The sequence below is a fragment of the Streptococcus suis genome (assembly GCF_002964575.1).
Taxonomy (GTDB): domain Bacteria; phylum Bacillota; class Bacilli; order Lactobacillales; family Streptococcaceae; genus Streptococcus; species Streptococcus suis_R.
Genome location: NZ_POQQ01000041.1, coordinates 41,029 through 61,282, shown reverse-complemented (window position 1 = coordinate 61,282; position 20,254 = coordinate 41,029). Strand labels below are relative to the sequence as shown.

The window sequence follows — 20,254 nt, the reverse complement described above, 5'->3', positions numbered from 1 at the left end:
TATTAAAATTTTCTTCAAAAAAACTTAAAAAAGAATCCATTACGTCTCGCTTGAATAGCGATAGATGCCAACTTCCATATCAATTGTTGCTGGTTCAGTCACTTCTGTTGCTATTTTAGCATAATAGGGGAGTTTTTCAGCTAACTCACTGAGTGGCACCAGAACTTTATTTCCATCCGTCATGTTAAGTGTCAATAAATCAGCTGTCACTTTACTTGGTGTTAGACTTACAGTCTGGATTTTCTCCCTAATTGTAGCGTCTATTCCACCAAGTGCAACGGCTAGTTGTTTTACCTGATTCTTATCTGATAATTGAATGGTCGTGTAAGTTTCCGCCATGGTGTCTGTTGCCACTGCATCCGTGCCTACATTTCCACTGGATAAAACAGGATATAGCTGATCGTTCTGTTGAATATAGCCTATGATAGCGTATTCTTTGATACGGATTGTAAACTGATTTGGAAACTGATAGCTAATCTCTGAACTCTCAACCGACGGACTATTTTTTTTCACATTCTCAGCATAAGCTGGTGCATTCAACAAAGTTGTTACAATATAGTCCTTGTCTGAAATCAAACTATACTTAATGACCTGTTCTGCTGTCAGCTTGCTCTGCCCCTTGACGACAATATCCTTCGCCTTACTCGTTGGAGAAATAAAGTAGAGAGAAAGCGCTGCAAGTAATAGACTGACCACTAAAATAGGGAGAGATTTCAAAATCACTTCTTTAGGGATTTCTATTTGTCTATTTTTCTTTCCTTCTAGCCTGTTCTTAGAAACTGGGGTAGCTTTAAGTGGTTTCTTGAGTCCCTGAAAGAGTGGCTTTTTTTCCTGAACAGAAGGACCAACTTCCTCGCTAATGACCGTCTGTTTTTGACGTTCCAAATAGGCCATGTGCTTAGCCTTCCACTGTTCAAAGAAGGCACTTTTTTCTTCATTTGAAGCTTCCATCGTGGGAACTTCTATGTCTGTCTGGTCATGGACAGTAGGTTCTTTATCATTTTTTTCGGTCATTGCACCTATCTCCCCATATCATCTCGCAATAAATTGTAAAAACTGTCTACAGACTGAATTTCCTTGGAATTGGCCATGTTTTGAATATAGAATTCCTTATTTTCCAGCAGGTCTTCCACCTCTTTAAGCAGATTTTCCAAGGTCAACTGGCTTTCGTCAATTTGTTTGGAATATCCTTTTTTCTCTGCATAAAGAGCATTTTCTATCTGATCTCCACGGCTAGCTTGGCGCCCTAGTGGCACAATCAAATGAAGTTGTTGCATGGCAATCAACTCAAAAAGTGTATTAGAACCACCACGGGTAATAACGACATCAGCCAAATCCATCAAGGGTTGGTAAAGCTCTGTCACATAATCAACCCGATAGAGCCTATCTGCCAGTTTGTTTAACTGAGCATCTCCTGTCAGGTTGATAATATTGAAACGCTCTGTCAAGGCTTTGGTATGTTGACTAATCAAATCATTAAAAACCTTGGCACCACCCGAACCACCTACAAACAGCAAGGTTGGTAGTGACTTGTCAAAATGACTGAGGATTTCTGGTAATTGAATAGGAGTAACCTTATCATTGCTTTGCCCTACCTTGGTAACAGCCCCGACATGTTTAACCTTGGTCAAGCTTTCAGGCTGTTCAAAGGTACTATACATGGTTGTAGCAAATTTATAGGCAATCTTATTGGCCAAGCCCATGGATAAATCTGACTCATGGATGTAAACCGGTACCCCTAGAAGTTTGGACGCAATAACTGGCGGAACCGAAACAAAACCACCTTTTGAGAACAAAGCCTGGGGTCTAATTTTAGCCATAATGGCCAGCGATTGTAGAACCCCAAAACCAACCTTAAATACATCCAGCATATTCTGAAAAGAAAAATAACGGCGTAGTTTTCCAGTGGCAATCGAATGAAAGCGCACATCCAAACCAGACGGAACAATCTGCTCATGCTCAATCCCTTTTCCATCACCAATATAGTGGACTTCCCAACCTTCTTCCAAAAATCGGGGAATCAAGAGGAGGTTGAGGGTCACGTGACCCACAGTTCCCCCACCTGTAAAAACAATTTTCTTCATTAGTTACTCAACTCCTCGTAGGTCTGCAAGAAAATATCTCCACGCACTTCAAAGTTTGGATACATATCCCAGCTGGCATTGGCAGGGCTTAGCAGGACAATATCACCTTCTTCTGCTTGTTCAAATGCCTTACGGGTTGCATCTGCAATATCCTCTGCCGCAACAGTTGGTACTCCAGCCTTGTCTGCTGCTCGCTGAACACGTGGAGCTGATTGACCTAGAATAACCATTTTTTTCAAACCGATAAGGTCTGGAACCAATTCATCAAACTCATTGCCTCGGTCCAAACCACCAGCAATCAAGATAACCTTGCTATTATCAAAACCTGACAAGGCTTTCTGCGTCGCTAGGATGTTGGTTGATTTACTATCGTTATAGAAGGTTACTCCATCAATCTTACCAACCAATTGCAAGCGGTGTTTGACACCACCAAAGGCAGCCAAACTTTCTTGAATTGCTTGGTTATCCACTCCCCATAACTTAGCTACCGCAATGGTCGCCAAGGCATTTTCAATATTATGGGTTCCTGGAACGCCAATCTGGTCTGCGTCCATGACGTATTCACCCTTAAAATAGAGTTTGCCATCTTGCAGATAGGCTCCATCCACCACTTCTTTGGTTGAGAAAGGCAGAACTTGAGCCTTGGTCTCTTGTGCCAATTCTTTTGCTTCCTCTTGGTTGAAGTTCAAAACAATAGTATCTTGCTCTGTCATCTGGCGCTGGATCATCCATTTAGCATCCACATAATCTTCATAGGTTCCATGGTAATCAATATGGTTAGCACTCAAATTGGTAATAACCGCCACACGTGGATGGAAGACTTCTGTCCCCATAAGCTGAAATGAGGATAATTCCATCACCAAGGTATCCTCTTTAGTCGCTGTTTGCGCGACAGAAGAGGCAGGGTAGCCAATATTTCCACACAGTTTCGCAGACTTGTTTCCAGCATTTAGGGCTTCCGCAATCATGGTTGTCGTTGTTGTCTTGCCATTTGATCCTGTAATACCGATAATCTGAGCATCTGAAATAAGGTAGGCCAATTCAACTTCTGTCCAGACTGGAATTCCTTTTTTAAGAGCCTTTTCAACCATAGGATTATCATAGCGGATTCCCGGATTCTTAACCATGAGCGCAAAATCCTCATCCAATAGTTCTAGCGGATGGCTACCACAAATCACACGAATCCCTTCTTCCAGAAGAGCCTGAGCCGTTGGATTTTCCTCAAATGCCTTACCATCATTGACGGTTACAATAGCTCCCAATGTATCCAGAAGGCGCGCCGCAGATTCTCCAGATTTAGCCAATCCGAGAACCAAAACCTTTTTATTTTTAAACGTATCAATCATTTTCATAGCATATTTCCTTCTTATCCTCTAAAATCTAAACAAGTAGGTCTAGATGAGTTCCTCTCTTTTAGAAAACTTCACATTCTAACACTTTATTTTACCCTTTACAAGAAGCTTTTTCAAGCCAGAGGGAGTGGAAAATACATAATTCCTCATCCGTTACTGAAAACCCTTTACTGAAAATTCATCTTATTTGTCAATTATAGGCAAAAATGATAGACTTAATTCGAAAAATATTTTATTTAAGGAGTATTCTATGACAAATATAATCGATAGCTTATTCTATCCATTGCTCTCTGCTTTACCAGGGGTCATTCGGATGCTTGTTCTCGTCATCATCGCTTTTGCTTTGGCTGGCTTATTGCGCAAGTTAACTCTGTCTGGTTTGAACAAAATCCAGTTCTCGCAAAAATTGCAAGAATGGGGTGTTATCAAACCTGAAGATAATGGTCAATCACTCATCAAGACACTTGGTCAACTTGTTTACTTCCTTGTTATTCTTTTCTTCCTTCCATCTATCCTGTCTGGTTTGAATATCAGCAGCACGGTAGATCCAATCTCTAGCATGTTTGAGAAATTCTTTGCCTTTATTCCAAACATGATCGCAGCTGGTTTGATTCTCTTTGTCGGAACTTTCTTCTGCAAATTTATCAAAGGTCTGTTAACTGGTGTTCTAGAACGTTTGGACATCGATACATGGTACACAAAGGTTACAGGCCAGGAAAAATTACCATTCGACAGCAAACAAATCATTTCTGTCCTATCAACTGTTGTTTATGTCTTGATTTTCATCCCAATCTTGACCTTGGCCTTGGAAACACTTGGTATCACAAGTATTTCTCAACCAATCGTTACGATTCTTAATCAAGTAATCGGTATCCTTCCAAATGTTTTGGTTGCCCTTGTCTTGATTGCAGTTGGTAGCTTCGTCGCTAAATTGATTGGCAACCTTCTTGAAAATCTTCTTGAAACTGCTGGTATCAACAACTATTCTAAATACCTCTTTGCCAAAGAAGAAGCTAACTTTGAATTGTCAGCTATCATTACGCAAGTCGTTCGCGCAATTATCATCGTTTTCTTCTTTATCCAAGCTATCCAAGTATTGAACCTTCAAGTATTTAATGCAGTTGGTTCTGCCTTGCTTGCTTACCTTCCATCACTGATTAGCGCTATCGCTATTGTCATCTTGGCCATTATCGCCAGCAACCTAGTAGCTAACTTCCTACAAAAAGTTACAGATAGCCCACTTGTTATCACCATTGTACGCTACTTGATGATTGTCTTTGCAGTCTTCATGGCTCTCGATCAGTTGAAGTTTGCACAACACATCGTTCAATCAACCTTCACAATCGTTCTCGGTGCACTTGCTGTTGCTTTCGCTCTTGCCTTTGGTCTCGGCGGTCGTGACTTTGCTGCAAGACAGCTTGAAAAATTAGAAAAGAAAATCGATAAAGAATAAGGATTTCAAATAGTCTGAACCTCTAGTTCAGGCTATTTTTTATGCCCTCATACTCTTCGAAAATCAACATTTACCGTTAGCAACTTGCCTAGATGAGTGTAAAGCTCCAGTGGAGCTTTACAGCCTGCTCCCTTGAAACAGGAGAGGAGCGGAGTTCTATCTTCGGCTTTGTTTCCTAGGCTACTTTTGATTTTATTGAGTATTAGAACCTGATAAGAACAGGAACAAGAAGAAAAGACTGGACAAGCCGTCCAGCCTTTTCTTCTATTTTTGTTTACCTTACTTTCCTTTAGGAGAACTTTCTAGATTATGAATATCCCTCATCGCCCAAAGCCCAATGAGGATCACAATCAAACCAATCCAGAACTTTGTCGAAAACTGCATGATTTTTAGAATTCCAAGAATGAGCGCGATAACCAGTACTACCAGAAAAAATACTGCTAGAATCAAATTGATTGTTCCCTTGACATTTTTGGGGGCTACAAAGATATAAAAGAGTACCAATAAAATCGCTAGGATGAGGTAAAACATGTTTCTTCTCCTCGGAATTATTCTTCAGTTGCTAACTTTTTCTTCTTAGCAGCCTTATCACGCTCTGCCTTGTTCAAGATTTGCTTACGAAGACGGATAGACTCAGGTGTTACTTCCATGTACTCATCATCGTTCAAGAATTCAAGCGATTCTTCAAGGGTCAAGATACGCGGTGTCTTGATAACAGACGTTTGATCTTTGGTAGCTGAACGAACGTTTGTCATTTGTTTAGCAGTTGTGATGTTAACTGTCAAGTCATTTTCACGTGAGTTTTCACCGATGATCATTCCTTCGTACACTTCAGTACCTGGGTTGACAAAGATAGTACCACGCTCTTCGATACGCATGATTGAGTAAGTTGTCGCTTTCCCCTGGTCAATAGAGACAAGGGCACCACGGTGACGACCACCGATTTCACCTTGAACAACTGGCAAGTATTGATCGAAAGTATGGTTCATGATACCGTAACCACGGGTCATTGAAAGGAATTCAGTTGAGTAACCAATCAAACCACGGGCTGGCACAAGGAAGACCAGACGAGTTTGACCATTACCAGTTGAAACCATATCCAACATATCTCCCTTACGCTCAGAAAGGGATTGGATAACAGAACCTTGGTATTCTTCTGGCGTATCGATTTGCACGCGCTCGAATGGCTCCATTTTCACGCCGTCGATTTCTTTGATGATAACCTCTGGACGTGATACTTGAAGCTCATAACCCTCACGACGCATGGTTTCAATCAAGATAGACAAGTGCAATTCCCCACGACCTGAAACAGTCCATTTATCTGGAGAGTCAGTAGGATCAACACGTAGAGAAACGTCCGTTTGCAACTCAGCCAAAAGGCGTTCTTCAATCTTACGAGATGTCACCCATTTACCTTCACGGCCTGCAAATGGTGAGTTGTTGACCAAGAAGGTCATTTGAAGGGTTGGTTCATCGATGCGAAGAACTGGAAGCGCCTCAACTGCATCTGTCGGAGTCACAGTTTCACCAACGAAGATGTCTTCCATACCAGAAACGGCAATCAAGTCACCCGCTTTCGCTTCTTGGATTTCCTTACGCTCCAAACCGAAGAAACCAAAGAGCTTGGTAACACGGAAGTTTTTAGTAGTACCATCAAGCTTAGAAAGGGTAACTTGGTCACCAACTTTAACAGTACCACGGAAGACACGACCGATACCGATACGACCTACGAAGTCGTTGTAGTCCAAAAGGGATACCTGGAACTGCAAAGGCTCATCAGAGTTGTCCACTGGTGCAGGAATATGCTCGATGATAGTATCAAAGATTGGTGCCATGGTTTCTTCTTGGTCTGCTGGATTATCAGACAAAGATGAAGTACCGTTGATAGCTGATGCGTAAACTACTGGGAATTCCAACTGGTCATCATCTGCACCCAATTCGATAAAGAGTTCAAGCACTTCATCTACCACTTCTTCTGGACGAGCAGAAGGTTTGTCAATCTTGTTAACAACGACGATTGGTGTCAAGTTTTGCTCAAGAGCTTTTTTCAATACGAAACGAGTCTGTGGCATAGTCCCTTCGTAAGCATCCACGACAAGCACAACACCGTCAACCATTTTCATGATACGCTCAACCTCACCACCGAAGTCCGCGTGTCCTGGCGTATCCATGATGTTGATACGAGTACCGTTATAAGCTACGGCAGTGTTTTTAGCAAGGATAGTGATACCACGCTCTTTTTCAAGATCGTTAGAGTCCATGGCACGCTCATCAAGGTTTGTGCGCTCATCAAGCGTTTGAGATTGTTTCAATAATTCATCAACGAGGGTTGTTTTTCCGTGGTCAACGTGAGCAATAATGGCTACATTACGGATGTCTTCTCTAAGTTTTGTCATAATATCCTCTGTATCTTTTAATTTAACTAAAAAAGTATATCATAGATTAGCAAAAAAATCACAGATAATCACATTGTAAATGTTTTCAGACAGTAGTTTGGAAGAATCTATGAAAGAATCTGTAGCTAGCGTCGAAGCTATAGTTGAATAATCCGCTCTACCACCTATCTCTACCCATTTCAAACACTAGCCTTTTTATATAATAACATGTATAGAAAACACTTTTATTTTATGGTTGAATATGATATACTTAAAGAAATATGAAAGGAGATTCTTCAAAATGAAAGTGAAGACATTCGTTATATCGTTAGCTACTCTCTTTATCGGAGCAAGTATCCAAACAAGCGTTTCTGCAGATACTCCTATCTATCGCCTATATAACCGACAGAATGGTGAACATCTTTATACCACTGATGCAAATGAAAAAGATGTTTTATATAACCAACATGGTTGGGGATACGAAGGCATTGGTTGGAATGCCCCTGATACTGGCACCCCTGTATACAGGCTTTATAATGCAGGTCTACAAAACCATCTCTATACTAGCGACACCAATGAAGTAGCCGTTTTAACTGCTAAACATGGTTGGACTTCCGATAACAATGGACAGCCAGTATTCTACTCTGGTGGTACTGTTCCAATTTACCGCGTTTATAACTTCAAACTTCGTGGACTTCACCACTGGACAACCGACCTAAATGAATATAATGTTCTCCCTAGTCATGGCTGGTCACAAGAAGGTGTTAAATTCTATGCGACATCCCTAGGACAACAAATTACAACTCAGTATGTTACTCCTCCTGCACCGCCTACTGTACAAACAACTCAGACTCCTGTTCAAACCGAACCAGCAACACCTACACAAACTGAGCCAGCAACACCTACACAAACTGAGCCAGCAGCTCCATACTATCCGAATTGCTCTGCTGTTCCTGAACATTTGAAACCTATCCTATCCGGCCAACCTGGTTATGGCCCACATTTAGATAGAGATGGGGATGGCCGTGCATGCGAACCAACTAGGCAGTGATAGAAACTATGATTAAAAAATTTGTCAGCTGTATTTCTTTATTGCTCTGTTTAGTGATCTTCTATGCCTGCCAACCCTCTCAGGAAGCTAAATCAGAGGTTATCACCTCCACCCAGTCTATTTCGCTCGAAGAAGTGGAAGAAAAGATACAAAGCCAGGAAGACTTCTACCTCTATGTAGGACGTCCAACCTGTCCTTATTGTCAAAAATTCTTTCCAAATTTAGAAAAAGCCATTCAAGATACACAAGTCCCCGTTTACTATCTCAATACAGATGAAGAATCTAGTGACCTTGTAAAAAGTTTTGTATCGTCTCAAAATATACAAACAGTTCCTCACTTAACCTACTATCAAAATGGTGAGAAACAGGCTTATCTTGAAAAAGGTAGTCAAACTCCAATTGAAGAAATTGAGCAATTCTTGAAACAATATTAAATCATGACCACCCGTCGGAAACAATTGGATTCTATACCGTATTTCTTCGTTTCACTCCAACAACGTAGAAAGCGTTCGTTGAACTGCGTTCAAGTTAAGGCTATGACTACATGACTAAAGTCAGTTACAACAAACCTTTATCTTGTTCTAATGTTTCAACTTAACGTAGGATTTATGTATGTCAAATTTTAGTTTCAGTACGACTCCCTAAAACGAGACACAAAAAAACACTCCTATTGAACAGGAGTGTTTCAGATTGAAGAAAAAGTCCATTTTGGACAATTTTCTTCAATCTTTTTTCTTTATGTTGAAAATAAAAAACTCTCAGAAATACCGAAATATCAACGTTCCTAAGAGTTTATTGACTTCATTTCTTCAGTCTCATCGAACAGGAAATAGCCTCTGCTAATCCTATTTCCTAGACGGTATTTAAGACATTTCTAAAGGATAAAGACAAGGTTTTGAATGCTCTAGAATTGCCTTATTCCAACGCCAAATTGGAGGCTACCAACAATCTCATCAAAGTCATTAAAAGAAATGCCCTCGATTTCAGGAAGATGAAAACTTAAAAAATGCATTTTGATTGCCTTGAACAGTGAAAAGGGCTGGGGATAGCCCTTTTCAGCTTATCTCCTGAAAATAGGAAAGAGATAAAGAAAGAGAGAACGGATTTCGTCCTCTCTAGGTGTTAGCTTTTCATCTACCCACTACAGTTGACAAAGAGCCCTTTTTTTGAACATCAAAAAACAGCTACATGGTGTAGCTGTTCAGTATGCTTATTGGCGAACTTCTAAAAGTCCCAAATCTCCGTCCTCACGTTTATATAGGACATTGGTTGTTCCGTCGTTGGCATCAGTATAGATAAAGAAGTCATGTCCTAGCAATTCTAATTGAAGGATGGCTTCTTCCATATCCATTGGTTTCAAGTCAACTTGTTTGGTACGAACAACTTTTACTTCTTCTTCAACTTGTTCTACAAGTTCATCAGTAAAGACTTGGCCTGTGGCAACTTTTTGACGGTGTTTTCTTTCAATCTTGGTTTTGTTGCGACGAATTTGACGTTCAATTTTATCTACTACAAGGTCGATAGAGCCATACATTTCTTGTGAAATATCTTCGGCACGCAGAGTAACAGTTCCTACTGGAATCGTCACTTCCACTTTGGCACGTTTATCACGGTAAACTTTTAGATTGACCTTCGCATTCAACTCTTGGTCCTCATTGAAGTATTTCTCAATCTTTGCTACTTTCTCTTCTACATAAGTACGAAGTGCTTCTGTAACTTCAAGGTTTTCTCCACGAATACTGAATTTAATCATATTAGTACCTCTTTCTTGGCTTTCGCCTTTCTTCACTATTATTATATCACATTATTAAATAATTGCAACCGTTTTCTTATCTACAAAGTGAAAATGTTTTGATTTCTTTCTGTCCGGTTTTCATGAAAAGACTTTTTGCAAGCTGAATTGTAGCTCCTGTTGTGTAAATATCGTCGATTAATAAAATTTTTTCTGGTAGATTTTTTTCATCTAATAGGTAAAATGTTTGTTCTGTTTCTAACCTCTCTTCTCGACTTTTAGAAGATTGCTTTTTACTATCTCGTTTGCCCAGCAACTCTTGATAAGGAATCTTAGCGGCTTCTAATAGACCAGTCACCTGGTTAAAACCTCGTTCGTCTAATCGTTCTTGACTGAGGGGAATGGGAACGATGGTGTAATCGGAAAAATCTGCTAGTGCTTTTTTGAGTTCTGATGCAAAGATTTTTCTGAGAACATAGTCGCCTTGAAATTTGTATCGGCTAAAGTATGCTGCCATGGCTTCATTGTACTGAAAAATGGCCGTGTGGGAAACTGATTTTCCTTGGCTTAGCCAGTAGCGACAATCCTTGCAGCTTCCTTCTTCTCCGCTTTTAAAACAATGCGGACAGTGGCGCTCTGCTATTTTTTCAAAAGTAGCAAGACAAGCATGACAAACTCCTGACTGGGTTTTGCCAAAGAAAATTATCTCAGAAAAGGTTTGTCTGGATTTCAAGTTTTGATCACAGAGTAAGCAGTTAGACATAGCCGGCCTCCTTGTTCATTTGTTTGATTTCAGCAATGGCCTTTTCAATGGAACGGGTAGACCCCTCGTGGAAAAACTGGAGTAGGCCAGTCGGACGATCCATACTCCTGCCGACTCGACCTGCAATCTGCACAAGACTGGATGAGGTGTAGAGGTAATGATTAGCTTGGACAACGATGACATCAACACCAGGGAAGGTTACCCCACGTTCTAGAATGGTGGTAGAAATTAGGATTGTAACGTCTTTATTGCGAAAGCCTTCTACTATTTCAAGACGATTTTCAGTTTGACTGGATACAAAGCCAATTGTTTCATCTGGAAATGTTTTTTCCATTATCTTAGCAAAATCTTGACCTTTGGAAATTTCTGGTACAAAAATGAGCAAGGGAAAGCCTGATTTTCTCTGTTCTTGGATCGCCTTCGTAAGTTTGGGGACCAGTTTATTTTGCTTTAGGTTGGCATCAAACTTGGAAAACCAAACCTTTTGCGGCACAACAAGTGGATTTCCATGAAAACGTCTGGGTAGGCTGAGGCGTTTTAGTTTGCCTGTTTTGACTTTTTTATCCAATTCATCTGTTGATGTTGCTGTCAAAAATACTTGAACACCGTCTTCCTTGGCCGCATTATCTGCCGCTCGATAAAGCATGGGGTTGTCTGCGTAGGGGAAGGCGTCTACTTCATCAATCAAAACCAAATCAAAGGCCTGATAAAATTTTAACAACTGATGTGTCGTTGCAACAACGAGAGGCGTTCGGAAATAGGGTTCGGACTCTCCGTGTAAGAGACTAATGGGGACTGAAAAGTCATTTTGCAGTCGCTTATAGAGTTCGATGCAGACATCAATTCGTGGACTGGCCAGACAGACTGCCCCACCTTTGTCAATCACAGAGGCAACCGTGTGGTAAATCATTTCTGTCTTGCCAGCACCCGTTACGGCATGAACCAAGGTCGCTTGTCTTTTTTCAACATTTGCTAGCAAGCCGTCAGAAATCCCTGCTTGCCAATCGGTTAATGTCCCCTTCCATTTCAAACAAGAATTTACAGGAAATTCTTGTTGTGGAAAATGGTAGAGTCTTTCATCTGATCGGACCCTGCCCAAAAGCAAGCAGGCTCTACAGTAAGTTGCATCATTTGGCAACTTGTTTTCTTCTTCAAACACTGTTCCACATCGAAAGCAGGCATTCTTTTCAACAACACTGGGTATTGAAACTGCCTTTTCTCTTTCTTCTGCTGTCAACTGATACTTGGTAAAAAGTCTTCCATAGTAATCTTCTAATTCTTTCATCACTTATTTATTCGGAATTTCTTGTCAGTTTTGAAAAAAATTAGTACAATTTGGTTATGAAAGAATTTAAGACGATTAAAGAAGACGGTATTGTTGAGGAAGAGATAAAGAAATCACGCTTTATCTGTTTTATGAAACGAGTGACTAGCGAAGAGGAAGCTCGCGACTTTATCAACAAAATCAAGAAAGAACATTACAAGGCCACCCATAACTGCTCTGCTTTTGTCCTCGGAGAAAATATGGAAATCAAGCGTTCTTCAGATGATGGAGAGCCGTCTGGAACTGCTGGTGTGCCAATGCTGACGGTTTTAGAAAATCACGAACTGACCAATGTCGCAACGGTGGTTACTCGCTATTTTGGCGGCATCAAACTGGGTGCTGGTGGTTTAATCCGTGCTTACGCTGGAGCCGTTGCTAATGCAGTCAAGGAAATCGGTGTTGTGGAAGTCAAGGAACAAGAGGGAATCTCCATCACCATGTCCTATGCCCAATACCAAGAGTTTGCTAATTGGCGAGCGGAGCAAGGTTTGGAAGAATTCGATACCCAGTTCACGACCGAGGTTACAACCATGGTTTTTGTAGATAATGAATGCTTAGAACAAACCTTGGCAAGTCTGACAGAATTTTACCATGGTAAAGTCCATGCTGAGAAGGCTGACAGCCGAATTGTAGAGGTTCCTGTCTATTAAAAAAGACTATCGTTATGATAGTTTTTTTACTTATTATATAGCTGTTTATAGTTACAACTCCCCGACTATTCCCCGACCTCTGGACAAGGTCTTTTTTATGTCCGCAAAAACGTCATTTTGCCCATTTTGAGCAAATAGAAATCAAATCTCGCAACCATTATTGTCAAATTTGCGATTTTGTCAATAATACACATGATGTTTATTTTCTATGTACGAATAAAAATCGTGTAAACCATTGGTACGACTGCGTTTGTCTATTTTCCAAATAAATTCCATGTGCGAATTAATGTGCGGTTCCATCCTATCTTGAGATTATCTTGAGACTATTTTGAGCAAACAAAAAACGCCCCCAGCAATCGCTGAGGGCTTTTCTTACATCTTTGTACCTGGCAAAACCTCTGGCCAAGCTTCGTCGCTTATATATGTCAACATCGGCAAGCGCATGACTGCACCGGATGACTGCATGGTATCCTTGTAGTTGTGTATTCCAAGCCAGTTACTATCTCCAGTTCCAGCCAAATACAAAGTACCATCTAAGACTTTACCATCGTGGGCAATAGGCAGAAAGAGTGACACGGAACTACGGAAACCGACCGGCACTTCTCCTACTTTTAGTAAGCGCAAAGAGCCGTTGGAAAATCGGTAGCCATCCGTATTATTCTCCGGACGGAGTAGGGTTACAGTCCCCCACCGTCCACCAGTTGCGTTAATGAAGCACTGGTTGTTTATTCTCCTGATAGTCAAGTAGCCAGCCGTCAGCCCTGGAGTAGTAATTTTACGCCATCCAGTATCAGCATTTGAAACAACCCAAGCAGTCCCCCGCTTGCGCCACTCCCAAGCACCGCTATCTGCGCCATCAGTGGACAGATAGACCGTGCCAGCAATCTCGGAGCCTGTAATAACCCCAGTGGTCGTTTCTGGCTTGTCAGGGCGCCCAGGACCGACAAGGAAGCGGGCTGTGGGCTTACTCAGTTCGGCATTGATAGCCTTAATGTCTGCACCTACAGCCTCCGCAAATTGAGTAAGATTATTCATAATCTACTCCTAAACCTTTGCGGCTGTGTAAGTGGCAACCAGATCAAGATTGGCAATATTGTCCAACTGGTTCCCATGGTTCGCCAATTTTTCAACGATAGCACTCTCAGCACTGCTATTCATATTTTTAATGGCATCTGCCAGCTCCTTGAGCGTGTCCAACTGCTCTGGCACACCTTCCCCAAGGATTTCCGATTTGATAGCGGTCTTGAATTCAGCAATCGCCTGGGTGACACTTTCCTGTGTCGCCTTAGTCGCCAGTTGGGCATTGATAGCCTTGATATCTGTCCCCACAGCCGTAGCAAACTGTGTTAATTTACTTGTATTCATTGTTTACACCTTCCCGATATTATAAAACATAAGCAAGTCAGGAATGTCCTGCTCTTGCTCTACATACTCTTTGACAATGCCTTTTAAGCCATAGAGCTCAATTGCCTTGCCCGAAACATACTCGCCAAGATTTTCATTGACCGTCAGAATAGCTGAATCAGTCGACGGAAAAACATAGCCCGCATGCTCTACCTCCACCACATAACTCCCAACAGGTAGGGCTTTTTCTAAACGGAAGCTGACCACATTGTCCGCCACTTCTGCTTCAAACTCCGTCATACCCTTGGAACTATGGATGAGCTGGACCCTTGCGGGCCCGTTTAGGCGCATTTTATCATCCGTTTTTAACTTGAGCTTAAAGACAGATGAGGTGTCGCCTTGCTTGACAATTGAACCATTGACCCATGATAATGTTGTTTTATTAGCCATAGGACCTCCAAAAAGGCCTTATTTTAGACCTTTGATTAGTTTGTTAACTGTCTCATCATCCAAGCGATCCAAATTAGACTTGTGTTGGAAGTTGTCAAATGTCGCCTGTGAGATTTGCATATGTGGCACACCCTTGTCCCAAAATGCGACAGGGTCTTTTGCGTCAAGCAATGCGTAAAATGTACCGCCTGCTACTAAGGCGATTCCACGTCCTGGTGCTGAAATTGTAAACATATCTTGTTCCTCTACTTTCTTTTCTTCTGGTTGTTGCGCTTCCTCTTCATACGGTGGGTAAAACCATCCCACCAACCGGCTGATTCGTTGGCTAGTATATTGGGCAGGGCTACCTACATAGAGGTTTCCTGCCAAATTTTGCTCCACAGTCTGGGCAATATCCCCATCCACACTGATAATCACACCAGTGTGACCATAATTGACCCCATCCCTTGCTACATAATCTTTGACAAAGATTGCACCAGGTTTAGGACGGGCTGATGTTGGTAAGCGGTGAACCTCAAAACCATGTTGCTGGGCTGAGGTCAATAAATCAATAGCATTGCCCCACAAGGGTTTGCCAAAGAATTTTCCACAAATCCAGTTAGGCAAATCCACGCACTGCATGCCGTAAGCCCCGTCATAATTCACACCAGCACCACGGTCTGCCAGGTCGGTGACAAATGTAACGGCTTCATTCGCTGTTGTCATGTGCTAGATCCTTTCTATCCAAAAACGGACTAAGTACAAAAGCAAGGGGCGCAAGCACCACCAAAGCCACTATACAGATGACTAATTTAAGCTTTTCCATGTCTATCCACCTTTGGTCTATGATAATGCAAGGCCTGCTGGCTATCTGCCACTCCTGCCGTCGTCGGGTCGTTGATGATTCCAACAACCGTCAAAATAGACATGACAGTGCCAAAGATAGCCTCCCAATTTTCAGGTACCCAGTTAAACCCCAGTTGTTGCATCAATAACACGCCTAACGGTACCAAGGTCCACCAAAAAGTACTATTGCGTAAACGTACTCCCCAGTTGATTTTATTCATAATCTACTCCTTTTCTAGCGGTAATTCGCAATAAATGCCGTACATGGTCTCAATCTCTCCATTACCACCCAAAACCTTGTAACTCTCAAAGAGCTTAGCAATCTCCCTACGCTCCTCAAGTGTGGTCCAACCACGTTCAATGGCTGTGTCCAAATCCTTGTAAAGCGTATAGCGCCGACTGCTTCGACTGCTGCTTTTAAGACTGTCCATCTCATTTTTGACATCTTTTAAATCTGTCTGATTATCGTCTGCGACTTTTTGCAAGGTTGTCAAACGAGCATTGATGGTGGTCAACTCATTTTTTGCATTTGACCCTATCTTAGCTATCACAATACCGCCGACTGTGGTCAAAAATGGACCCGCAATCGGCGTGATAGCTGTTAAGATTTGGATGATAAGGTTTGGTTCATGTTCCATGATTAGGCTTCCGCGCTTGCCAACTCGGCAAGGATAGCATCTTCAATCTCGTAGCGTTTTTCTCTAAATGCTGCTTCTTGCTTGCGCATTTCCAGGCGGTTGCTACTATAGAGAGTCGGATTTTGTACCCATTCAGAAACGGTAGAAACTCCATTTTCGTCAATGTTTACATTGTAAGTCTTAGCGATTTCTTCGCCAATTTTCAAATTACCGACCAAGGTGGTCATTTTCTTAATTTCAAGTGCCATGTTTATTCTCCTTCAATGATTTCTGCTGGTTTTGTAGCTTCGTCCAGTTGCTGAGTCAGTTCTTTATTTTTCGCTTCTAATTCGGCGATGTATTCCCTCGCTGTTGCCAGCTGCAAAGATAAGATGTTCTTTACCGTCATCTCTTCGGTCAAACGTTTGGAAGTGTCCTCTAAAGACATCCGCAAAGCGTGTTCAATGTATTCTTGTTGCATATGTTTCTCCTATTGGATTCTATTAAATACGTTTGTAAGATTATCTTTAATTAGTTTATACGTATCTGGCGTCATGCCTCCGTGTCCGATTTGTTGGAAACATGCTCGGACAGCATCTAAAAATGTTCTTAAGCTGACTGCGTTTTGACCTACATAGTAATCAAATGCGTACACATTATTCCATCGATTGCTTAATCGACCTAAATTGAGCATGCCGGATGATTGTGGATAGAAAGCCATTCTATTTTTAAAAACAAATCCATCTGGTTGTCCGCCACCGCCATCTACAACGAATTCATCAGCATATGCATAGATTTTATCTATAAGACCGCCTCTATCATCCGAACGGGACTGGATTTGGATACCAGTAAATGTCGCAGTGCCAATAAATTCATCCAAAGCAACACGGCTAGCCCCAATGGTTGTATAGGTACCACCGTCCTTCGACGCAAATTTAATAAACTGTGACTGTCCATCAGTTACACGACGAATAGCAGATTTATCACTGTTAAATTCGATAGATGGACTACCATTTTTAAATGTTAGTTTGCCAGTAAGTAAATCAAAGGTTGTTCGTTCGTTTAAAGATTTTAAAACACCGCTCTGTATCTGCGTAGCGGATAGGGTTACTGTTTGAAGACTTGTTGCCACAACACTATTTGCAAAGAAGTTTTTAACATTAGCTACATCAGCAGCGAGTTTATCAAAAAGAGCTTTATCAACTTTCAATTTTTCGGCAGTAATACTGTTCGCTCTGAAGCGTTCTCCGCTAATATAGCCGCTCGTAATCTTACCAGCGTCTAGACTAGCAATTTTGGCGGATGCAATAGCTGCATCATCTATAACCGTCTGGCCAGTAATATGTACCAACTTACCATCAATCTTAACAGACCCGTCCTTGTTTAAATTGAGCTGATTAAGCACCGTGCCAGCACTTGTCAGATTTTGCACTGCCCAGGAACCTGCAAGTTGGCTTACTTGTGTAGCTGTACCCCTGATAGTATCCTTAACTTCCGTTTGAAACAAGCTGTCAGCCATGACCATACGAGCCACTTTTTCTCTGACTGCATCTTCAGTAGATCCAATGATTCTTTCGTAGAGTTGGGATGTCGTCTGGACACGTTGGAAGTCGGTCTGGTCCGCCTTACCGTTTACTTGAGTTTGTAGGTTCACAAACTGGCCATCAACTGTGTTCCTGTATTCAGCGATTTTAGTATCTGCGTAGGATTGCTGGTCTTCTTCAGCTGTTTTATAATCGGTGGGAAGCGACCCTTTTTCAAATTGAATTTTCAGGTTTGGATCATCTCCAAAAACATCATTACTAAAACTGAATTGGATATATTTAGCATTGGGTAGAATGGAAATATCCCGTTTAAAATATAGCGATGTTTTATTTGGGTAAATAGAAAGATAACTATTATCAATCGTTTGACCTTCATTATTTAACTGAATCGCACCAATCCAACTAAAATTATTAATTGACTTCGACCAAGCTTGTAATACATACCTGGCTTTATCGTCAACAGCGATTGGAACACCGTATGCATAGGGTGCGGAAGGTATATTTTCGCCTTTTTTAGATTTATAAAAACCTTTGACAGCTTTTGATAAACTTAATAGATTAGTTCCGCCAATCTGAATACTTTCAAACCGCTCCCGAACCCCATCAATCCCGCTCTGCAAGTCAGCAGTCTTACGATTGATACTATCAATCTGCCCTGTCTGACTATTTACGGTCTGCGATAGAGCCTCATATTGGGTTCTCGTTTGACTTAGGCTATCTTCAACTGTCCGCGTCCTATTGGTCACGCTAGCAATATTTTGAGTAGCCTCATTCATGGTTCGCGACAGCTCTGAGACTGTTGACCTCGTCCCATCTGCCAGGTTTTCAACTGTGGTCACACGATTGGTTAGATCCGTCTGAGCCTGCGCCTGTGCCAATAAAGTCCTAGCTTGCGACGCAACATCAGTCCGAATTGTCCCCACCGACTGTTCCATCTGATTGACTTTGGCAGTAGATTGATTCACCAAATTTGTCAACGTAGACCGTGTCTGTTCTACATTTGCTTGTGTGCTTTCAGCAATTGTTTTCGCTGCATTAGCCAAATCCGTCGAAGCACCAGCTCTACGCAAGCTCTCTTCAATTTGCCTGTCCTGCTCTTGTTGGTTAGTCTGGAATTGCCTGTCCAACTCCTCTACACGGCCAGCAATTTCTTGCTTGATGTTATCTGCATACAGCTCTGCGGCTGCCTTTGACTTTTCGAGGTCGTCGTCTAATTCCTTTTTGTACTCTTCTGCCTTTCGGTCAAATTCCGCATTGGCATACTCAAGTTGTTGTTGAATTTCTGCATCGATTTGAGTAGACATCTGCTCAATCTGCTTGGTTAAGAAACCTTTATAGCTGTACTGAGTGTCATTCCCAGCCTTACTATCTGCACTAATCTTGGATTTTAGACCACCTTTGAAATTAAAAGATTGACTCAATACAGGGACTTTGTAAGTCTCGTTTTTATTTGTCTTGAGAGTTACCCACTGACCGACATCTAACTTCAAATGCCCTTGCCAATCAAGTGAAAACGGGTAGTACTTGATTTCTTTCAAATCATAGTACAAATCATCCAATAGATTTTGGTTCATGAAACTATTTTCGAGCTCCAAAGACCGCCCCGTCCGCAATCCGACTGTCAGGGTTTCCTTGTCTTTCTTGCAGGTAATACCCGCTATTTGGTACTGAATTTCACTCTTGGTTAGACCGTGCAAAAAATAATTATCAGCCGTGACAGTAATTCTTGAATCTGTCAAACCGCGGATTTCCAACTTTCCTCTGCGGTTGAAAAAAGCAGAAAAGCCAAGCAATTGAATCGCCTGACTTAACACTTCGCGAAAAGTAATGTCTTTTTTATCCGCTTTGGCTTCGATATGTCTCTGAATGGCTCTCAAACCAAGATTGTCTGTCTCTAGCTCTACTCCAGTCTTTACACAAATCTCGCGAATAACATCCCGAATCTGTGCTGGGTAAGTCAGATCAGAAATATATGGTTGGTTCAACTTAAACATGCCATCCATTAAGTCTAGTTCAGTGGTATTCCTGTTGCGGTCAATACTGATATCATTGACAAAATACTCACCCATGGCGACCCATTCATAACTATCGCCCACCAGAAGCCCGATTTCTGGGTATATCTTATCCAACTTGTTAAAAGTAGTAATGATAGATGTAAAGGTCAATTTAGCCGAACCAGCAACGGTACCGCCTGGTTTAAAGGTGTCACCGCTGATATATCCATAATTAAAACTAGCTTCTTTGATGTCGCTAGAAGTATAGGTGCCTGCACGAATAGCAAACACCCTATCTTTAGCTAACATAGCTTGGTTAAATGTTACCGTGTGAACCACCTTACCTCTCTATTAAACTAAATTTTAAACCGCTCCAGGGTTTGAATTTTTCTGTAAATGTATACGCTGGCGCGGTCCTGTCGCCGACGTAAAAGGTTTTTGACGTTTGCCCAAGGATAGGGTCTGGATAGGATACTTCAAAGAAAACAGGCTGGACAGCGTTCTGTATGTGTGCCATCTCAGCCTGTGTCAACATACCCCATTCGCATTCTAATTTGCGCTTGGTTGTAATCCTGTCCCTTACCATATCGCCATTAGCGTTTCGGCCTGTTTCTCCATCCACATCATTGACAGATACTTGAAAAGATTTAGGAGGTACGACCGTAGCTCCATTGATAATCAATTGACTCATATTAT

Annotated in this window: 22 protein-coding genes and 1 pseudogene; 5 read left to right on the top strand and 18 right to left on the bottom strand. The window is 41.6% G+C overall.

The genetic code is table 11. The annotated features are described in order from the left end of the window. Window positions 1–39 precede the first annotated feature (39 nt). The 3 genes from C1E58_RS04960 to murD are packed head-to-tail and all read right to left on the bottom strand — an operon-like array spanning window position 40 to window position 3,436. A complete protein-coding gene (locus C1E58_RS04960; protein ID WP_105113706.1) occupies window positions 40–1,014 on the bottom strand; it encodes a cell division protein FtsQ/DivIB in 975 nt (324 codons plus the stop codon). Window positions 1,015–1,019: 5 nt separating this feature from the next. Then, entirely contained in the window at window positions 1,020–2,084 is a 1,065-nt protein-coding gene (locus C1E58_RS04955; RefSeq protein ID WP_105209583.1) for a UDP-N-acetylglucosamine--N-acetylmuramyl-(pentapeptide) pyrophosphoryl-undecaprenol N-acetylglucosamine transferase, read from the bottom strand. Then, entirely contained in the window at window positions 2,084–3,436 is a 1,353-nt protein-coding gene (gene murD / locus C1E58_RS04950) for a UDP-N-acetylmuramoyl-L-alanine--D-glutamate ligase (RefSeq protein ID WP_105209582.1), read from the bottom strand. Before murD ends, C1E58_RS04955 begins: the two co-directional genes overlap by 1 nt. Before the next feature lie 250 nt (window positions 3,437–3,686). On the opposite strand from murD, the gene C1E58_RS04945 reads away from it, so the two are divergent. Beyond that, window positions 3,687–4,889: a mechanosensitive ion channel gene (locus C1E58_RS04945; RefSeq protein WP_105209581.1), complete on the top strand. Its 1,203-nt coding sequence runs from the start codon at window positions 3,687–3,689 to the stop codon at window positions 4,887–4,889. A gap of 279 nt (window positions 4,890–5,168) precedes the next feature. On the opposite strand, the gene C1E58_RS04940 is transcribed toward C1E58_RS04945, so the two are convergent. After that, window positions 5,169–5,420, bottom strand: a complete 252-nt coding sequence (locus C1E58_RS04940; protein ID WP_105209580.1) for a DUF3165 family protein — start codon at window positions 5,418–5,420, stop codon at window positions 5,169–5,171. A gap of 17 nt (window positions 5,421–5,437) precedes the next feature. After that, the gene (typA, locus tag C1E58_RS04935) at window positions 5,438–7,285 is read right to left on the bottom strand and encodes a translational GTPase TypA (protein WP_105209579.1); all 1,848 of its coding nucleotides are present in this window, start codon (window positions 7,283–7,285) and stop codon (window positions 5,438–5,440) included. A 280-nt stretch (window positions 7,286–7,565) separates the two neighbouring features. Between typA and C1E58_RS04930 the strand changes: the two genes are divergently transcribed. From C1E58_RS04930 to C1E58_RS04920, 3 genes and pseudogenes are all read left to right on the top strand, one after another. Continuing rightward, window positions 7,566–8,315 (top strand): excalibur calcium-binding domain-containing protein, encoded by a 750-nt coding sequence (locus C1E58_RS04930; protein WP_161951278.1) that lies wholly within the window; start codon window positions 7,566–7,568, stop codon window positions 8,313–8,315. Between the two features lie 8 nt (window positions 8,316–8,323). Next, window positions 8,324–8,749: a thioredoxin family protein gene (locus C1E58_RS04925; protein WP_105113699.1), complete on the top strand. Its 426-nt coding sequence runs from the start codon at window positions 8,324–8,326 to the stop codon at window positions 8,747–8,749. Between the two features lie 368 nt (window positions 8,750–9,117). Continuing rightward, window positions 9,118–9,364, top strand: a pseudogene (locus C1E58_RS04920) (transposase); the annotation flags it as partial. 161 nt (window positions 9,365–9,525) lie between these two features. Here the strand turns inward: C1E58_RS04920 and hpf are convergent. The 3 genes from hpf to C1E58_RS04905 all read right to left on the bottom strand — a co-directional run bounded on the left by hpf (window position 9,526) and on the right by C1E58_RS04905 (window position 12,095). Beyond that, window positions 9,526–10,068, bottom strand: coding sequence for a ribosome hibernation-promoting factor, HPF/YfiA family (gene hpf / locus C1E58_RS04915; RefSeq protein ID WP_105124376.1), 543 nt, complete (start codon window positions 10,066–10,068; stop codon window positions 9,526–9,528). A 76-nt stretch (window positions 10,069–10,144) separates the two neighbouring features. Next, window positions 10,145–10,810 (bottom strand): ComF family protein, encoded by a 666-nt coding sequence (locus C1E58_RS04910; protein WP_105209577.1) that lies wholly within the window; start codon window positions 10,808–10,810, stop codon window positions 10,145–10,147. After that, complete coding sequence (locus tag C1E58_RS04905; RefSeq protein WP_105209576.1) at window positions 10,803–12,095, bottom strand: DEAD/DEAH box helicase; 1,293 nt, start codon at window positions 12,093–12,095, stop codon at window positions 10,803–10,805. The genes C1E58_RS04910 and C1E58_RS04905 overlap by 8 nt, the downstream gene beginning before the upstream one ends. A 56-nt stretch (window positions 12,096–12,151) precedes the next feature. On the opposite strand from C1E58_RS04905, the gene C1E58_RS04900 reads away from it, so the two are divergent. Continuing rightward, window positions 12,152–12,784 (top strand): YigZ family protein, encoded by a 633-nt coding sequence (locus C1E58_RS04900; RefSeq protein ID WP_161951277.1) that lies wholly within the window; start codon window positions 12,152–12,154, stop codon window positions 12,782–12,784. A gap of 372 nt (window positions 12,785–13,156) precedes the next feature. On the opposite strand, the gene C1E58_RS04895 is transcribed toward C1E58_RS04900, so the two are convergent. The 10 genes from C1E58_RS04895 to C1E58_RS04850 form a co-directional block, all read right to left on the bottom strand. Next, a complete protein-coding gene (locus C1E58_RS04895; protein ID WP_105209574.1) occupies window positions 13,157–13,819 on the bottom strand; it encodes a hypothetical protein in 663 nt (220 codons plus the stop codon). 9 nt (window positions 13,820–13,828) lie between these two features. After that, window positions 13,829–14,149, bottom strand: coding sequence for a hypothetical protein (locus tag C1E58_RS04890; RefSeq protein ID WP_105209573.1), 321 nt, complete (start codon window positions 14,147–14,149; stop codon window positions 13,829–13,831). Between the two features lie 3 nt (window positions 14,150–14,152). Next, complete coding sequence (locus C1E58_RS04885; RefSeq protein WP_105209572.1) at window positions 14,153–14,578, bottom strand: hypothetical protein; 426 nt, start codon at window positions 14,576–14,578, stop codon at window positions 14,153–14,155. A gap of 18 nt (window positions 14,579–14,596) precedes the next feature. After that, the gene (locus C1E58_RS04880; protein WP_105209571.1) at window positions 14,597–15,283 is read right to left on the bottom strand and encodes a CHAP domain-containing protein; all 687 of its coding nucleotides are present in this window, start codon (window positions 15,281–15,283) and stop codon (window positions 14,597–14,599) included. A gap of 86 nt (window positions 15,284–15,369) precedes the next feature. Then, window positions 15,370–15,624 (bottom strand): phage holin, encoded by a 255-nt coding sequence (locus tag C1E58_RS04875; RefSeq protein ID WP_105209570.1) that lies wholly within the window; start codon window positions 15,622–15,624, stop codon window positions 15,370–15,372. Between the two features lie 3 nt (window positions 15,625–15,627). Next, window positions 15,628–16,041 carry a hypothetical protein gene (locus tag C1E58_RS04870; RefSeq protein WP_105209569.1) on the bottom strand — a complete coding sequence of 138 codons (414 nt, stop codon included), beginning with the start codon at window positions 16,039–16,041 and terminating at the stop codon, window positions 15,628–15,630. A 2-nt stretch (window positions 16,042–16,043) separates the two neighbouring features. Next, window positions 16,044–16,289, bottom strand: coding sequence for a hypothetical protein (locus C1E58_RS04865; RefSeq protein ID WP_105209568.1), 246 nt, complete (start codon window positions 16,287–16,289; stop codon window positions 16,044–16,046). A 2-nt stretch (window positions 16,290–16,291) separates the two neighbouring features. After that, entirely contained in the window at window positions 16,292–16,501 is a 210-nt protein-coding gene (locus tag C1E58_RS04860) for a hypothetical protein (protein WP_105209567.1), read from the bottom strand. A 9-nt stretch (window positions 16,502–16,510) separates the two neighbouring features. Further along, window positions 16,511–19,867, bottom strand: coding sequence for a gp58-like family protein (locus C1E58_RS12085; protein WP_419579956.1), 3,357 nt, complete (start codon window positions 19,865–19,867; stop codon window positions 16,511–16,513). Window positions 19,868–19,898: 31 nt separating this feature from the next. Next, window positions 19,899–20,249 (bottom strand): DUF6711 family protein, encoded by a 351-nt coding sequence (locus C1E58_RS04850; protein WP_105209566.1) that lies wholly within the window; start codon window positions 20,247–20,249, stop codon window positions 19,899–19,901. Between the last annotated feature and the right edge of the window lie 5 nt (window positions 20,250–20,254).

What these genes read in the sequence shown, in the direction of transcription:
- typA (WP_105209579.1), bottom strand. Translation starts at nt 7,285, where the DNA reads ATGACAAAACTTAGAGAAGACATCCGTAATGTAGCCATTATTGCTCAC.
- C1E58_RS04890 (WP_105209573.1), bottom strand. Translation starts at nt 14,149, where the DNA reads ATGAATACAAGTAAATTAACACAGTTTGCTACGGCTGTGGGGACAGAT.
- C1E58_RS04885 (WP_105209572.1), bottom strand. Translation starts at nt 14,578, where the DNA reads ATGGCTAATAAAACAACATTATCATGGGTCAATGGTTCAATTGTCAAG.
- C1E58_RS12085 (WP_419579956.1), bottom strand. Translation starts at nt 19,867, where the DNA reads ATGTTAGCTAAAGATAGGGTGTTTGCTATTCGTGCAGGCACCTATACT.
- C1E58_RS04930 (WP_161951278.1), top strand. Translation starts at nt 7,566, where the DNA reads ATGAAAGTGAAGACATTCGTTATATCGTTAGCTACTCTCTTTATCGGA.
- C1E58_RS04955 (WP_105209583.1), bottom strand. Translation starts at nt 2,084, where the DNA reads ATGAAGAAAATTGTTTTTACAGGTGGGGGAACTGTGGGTCACGTGACC.
- C1E58_RS04905 (WP_105209576.1), bottom strand. Translation starts at nt 12,095, where the DNA reads ATGAAAGAATTAGAAGATTACTATGGAAGACTTTTTACCAAGTATCAG.
- hpf (WP_105124376.1), bottom strand. Translation starts at nt 10,068, where the DNA reads ATGATTAAATTCAGTATTCGTGGAGAAAACCTTGAAGTTACAGAAGCA.
- C1E58_RS04900 (WP_161951277.1), top strand. Translation starts at nt 12,152, where the DNA reads ATGAAAGAATTTAAGACGATTAAAGAAGACGGTATTGTTGAGGAAGAG.
- C1E58_RS04895 (WP_105209574.1), bottom strand. Translation starts at nt 13,819, where the DNA reads ATGAATAATCTTACTCAATTTGCGGAGGCTGTAGGTGCAGACATTAAG.
- C1E58_RS04870 (WP_105209569.1), bottom strand. Translation starts at nt 16,041, where the DNA reads ATGGAACATGAACCAAACCTTATCATCCAAATCTTAACAGCTATCACG.
- C1E58_RS04850 (WP_105209566.1), bottom strand. Translation starts at nt 20,249, where the DNA reads ATGAGTCAATTGATTATCAATGGAGCTACGGTCGTACCTCCTAAATCT.
- C1E58_RS04940 (WP_105209580.1), bottom strand. Translation starts at nt 5,420, where the DNA reads ATGTTTTACCTCATCCTAGCGATTTTATTGGTACTCTTTTATATCTTT.
- C1E58_RS04945 (WP_105209581.1), top strand. Translation starts at nt 3,687, where the DNA reads ATGACAAATATAATCGATAGCTTATTCTATCCATTGCTCTCTGCTTTA.
- C1E58_RS04910 (WP_105209577.1), bottom strand. Translation starts at nt 10,810, where the DNA reads ATGTCTAACTGCTTACTCTGTGATCAAAACTTGAAATCCAGACAAACC.
- C1E58_RS04880 (WP_105209571.1), bottom strand. Translation starts at nt 15,283, where the DNA reads ATGACAACAGCGAATGAAGCCGTTACATTTGTCACCGACCTGGCAGAC.
- murD (WP_105209582.1), bottom strand. Translation starts at nt 3,436, where the DNA reads ATGAAAATGATTGATACGTTTAAAAATAAAAAGGTTTTGGTTCTCGGA.
- C1E58_RS04960 (WP_105113706.1), bottom strand. Translation starts at nt 1,014, where the DNA reads ATGACCGAAAAAAATGATAAAGAACCTACTGTCCATGACCAGACAGAC.
- C1E58_RS04925 (WP_105113699.1), top strand. Translation starts at nt 8,324, where the DNA reads ATGATTAAAAAATTTGTCAGCTGTATTTCTTTATTGCTCTGTTTAGTG.
- C1E58_RS04875 (WP_105209570.1), bottom strand. Translation starts at nt 15,624, where the DNA reads ATGAATAAAATCAACTGGGGAGTACGTTTACGCAATAGTACTTTTTGG.
- C1E58_RS04865 (WP_105209568.1), bottom strand. Translation starts at nt 16,289, where the DNA reads ATGGCACTTGAAATTAAGAAAATGACCACCTTGGTCGGTAATTTGAAA.
- C1E58_RS04860 (WP_105209567.1), bottom strand. Translation starts at nt 16,501, where the DNA reads ATGCAACAAGAATACATTGAACACGCTTTGCGGATGTCTTTAGAGGAC.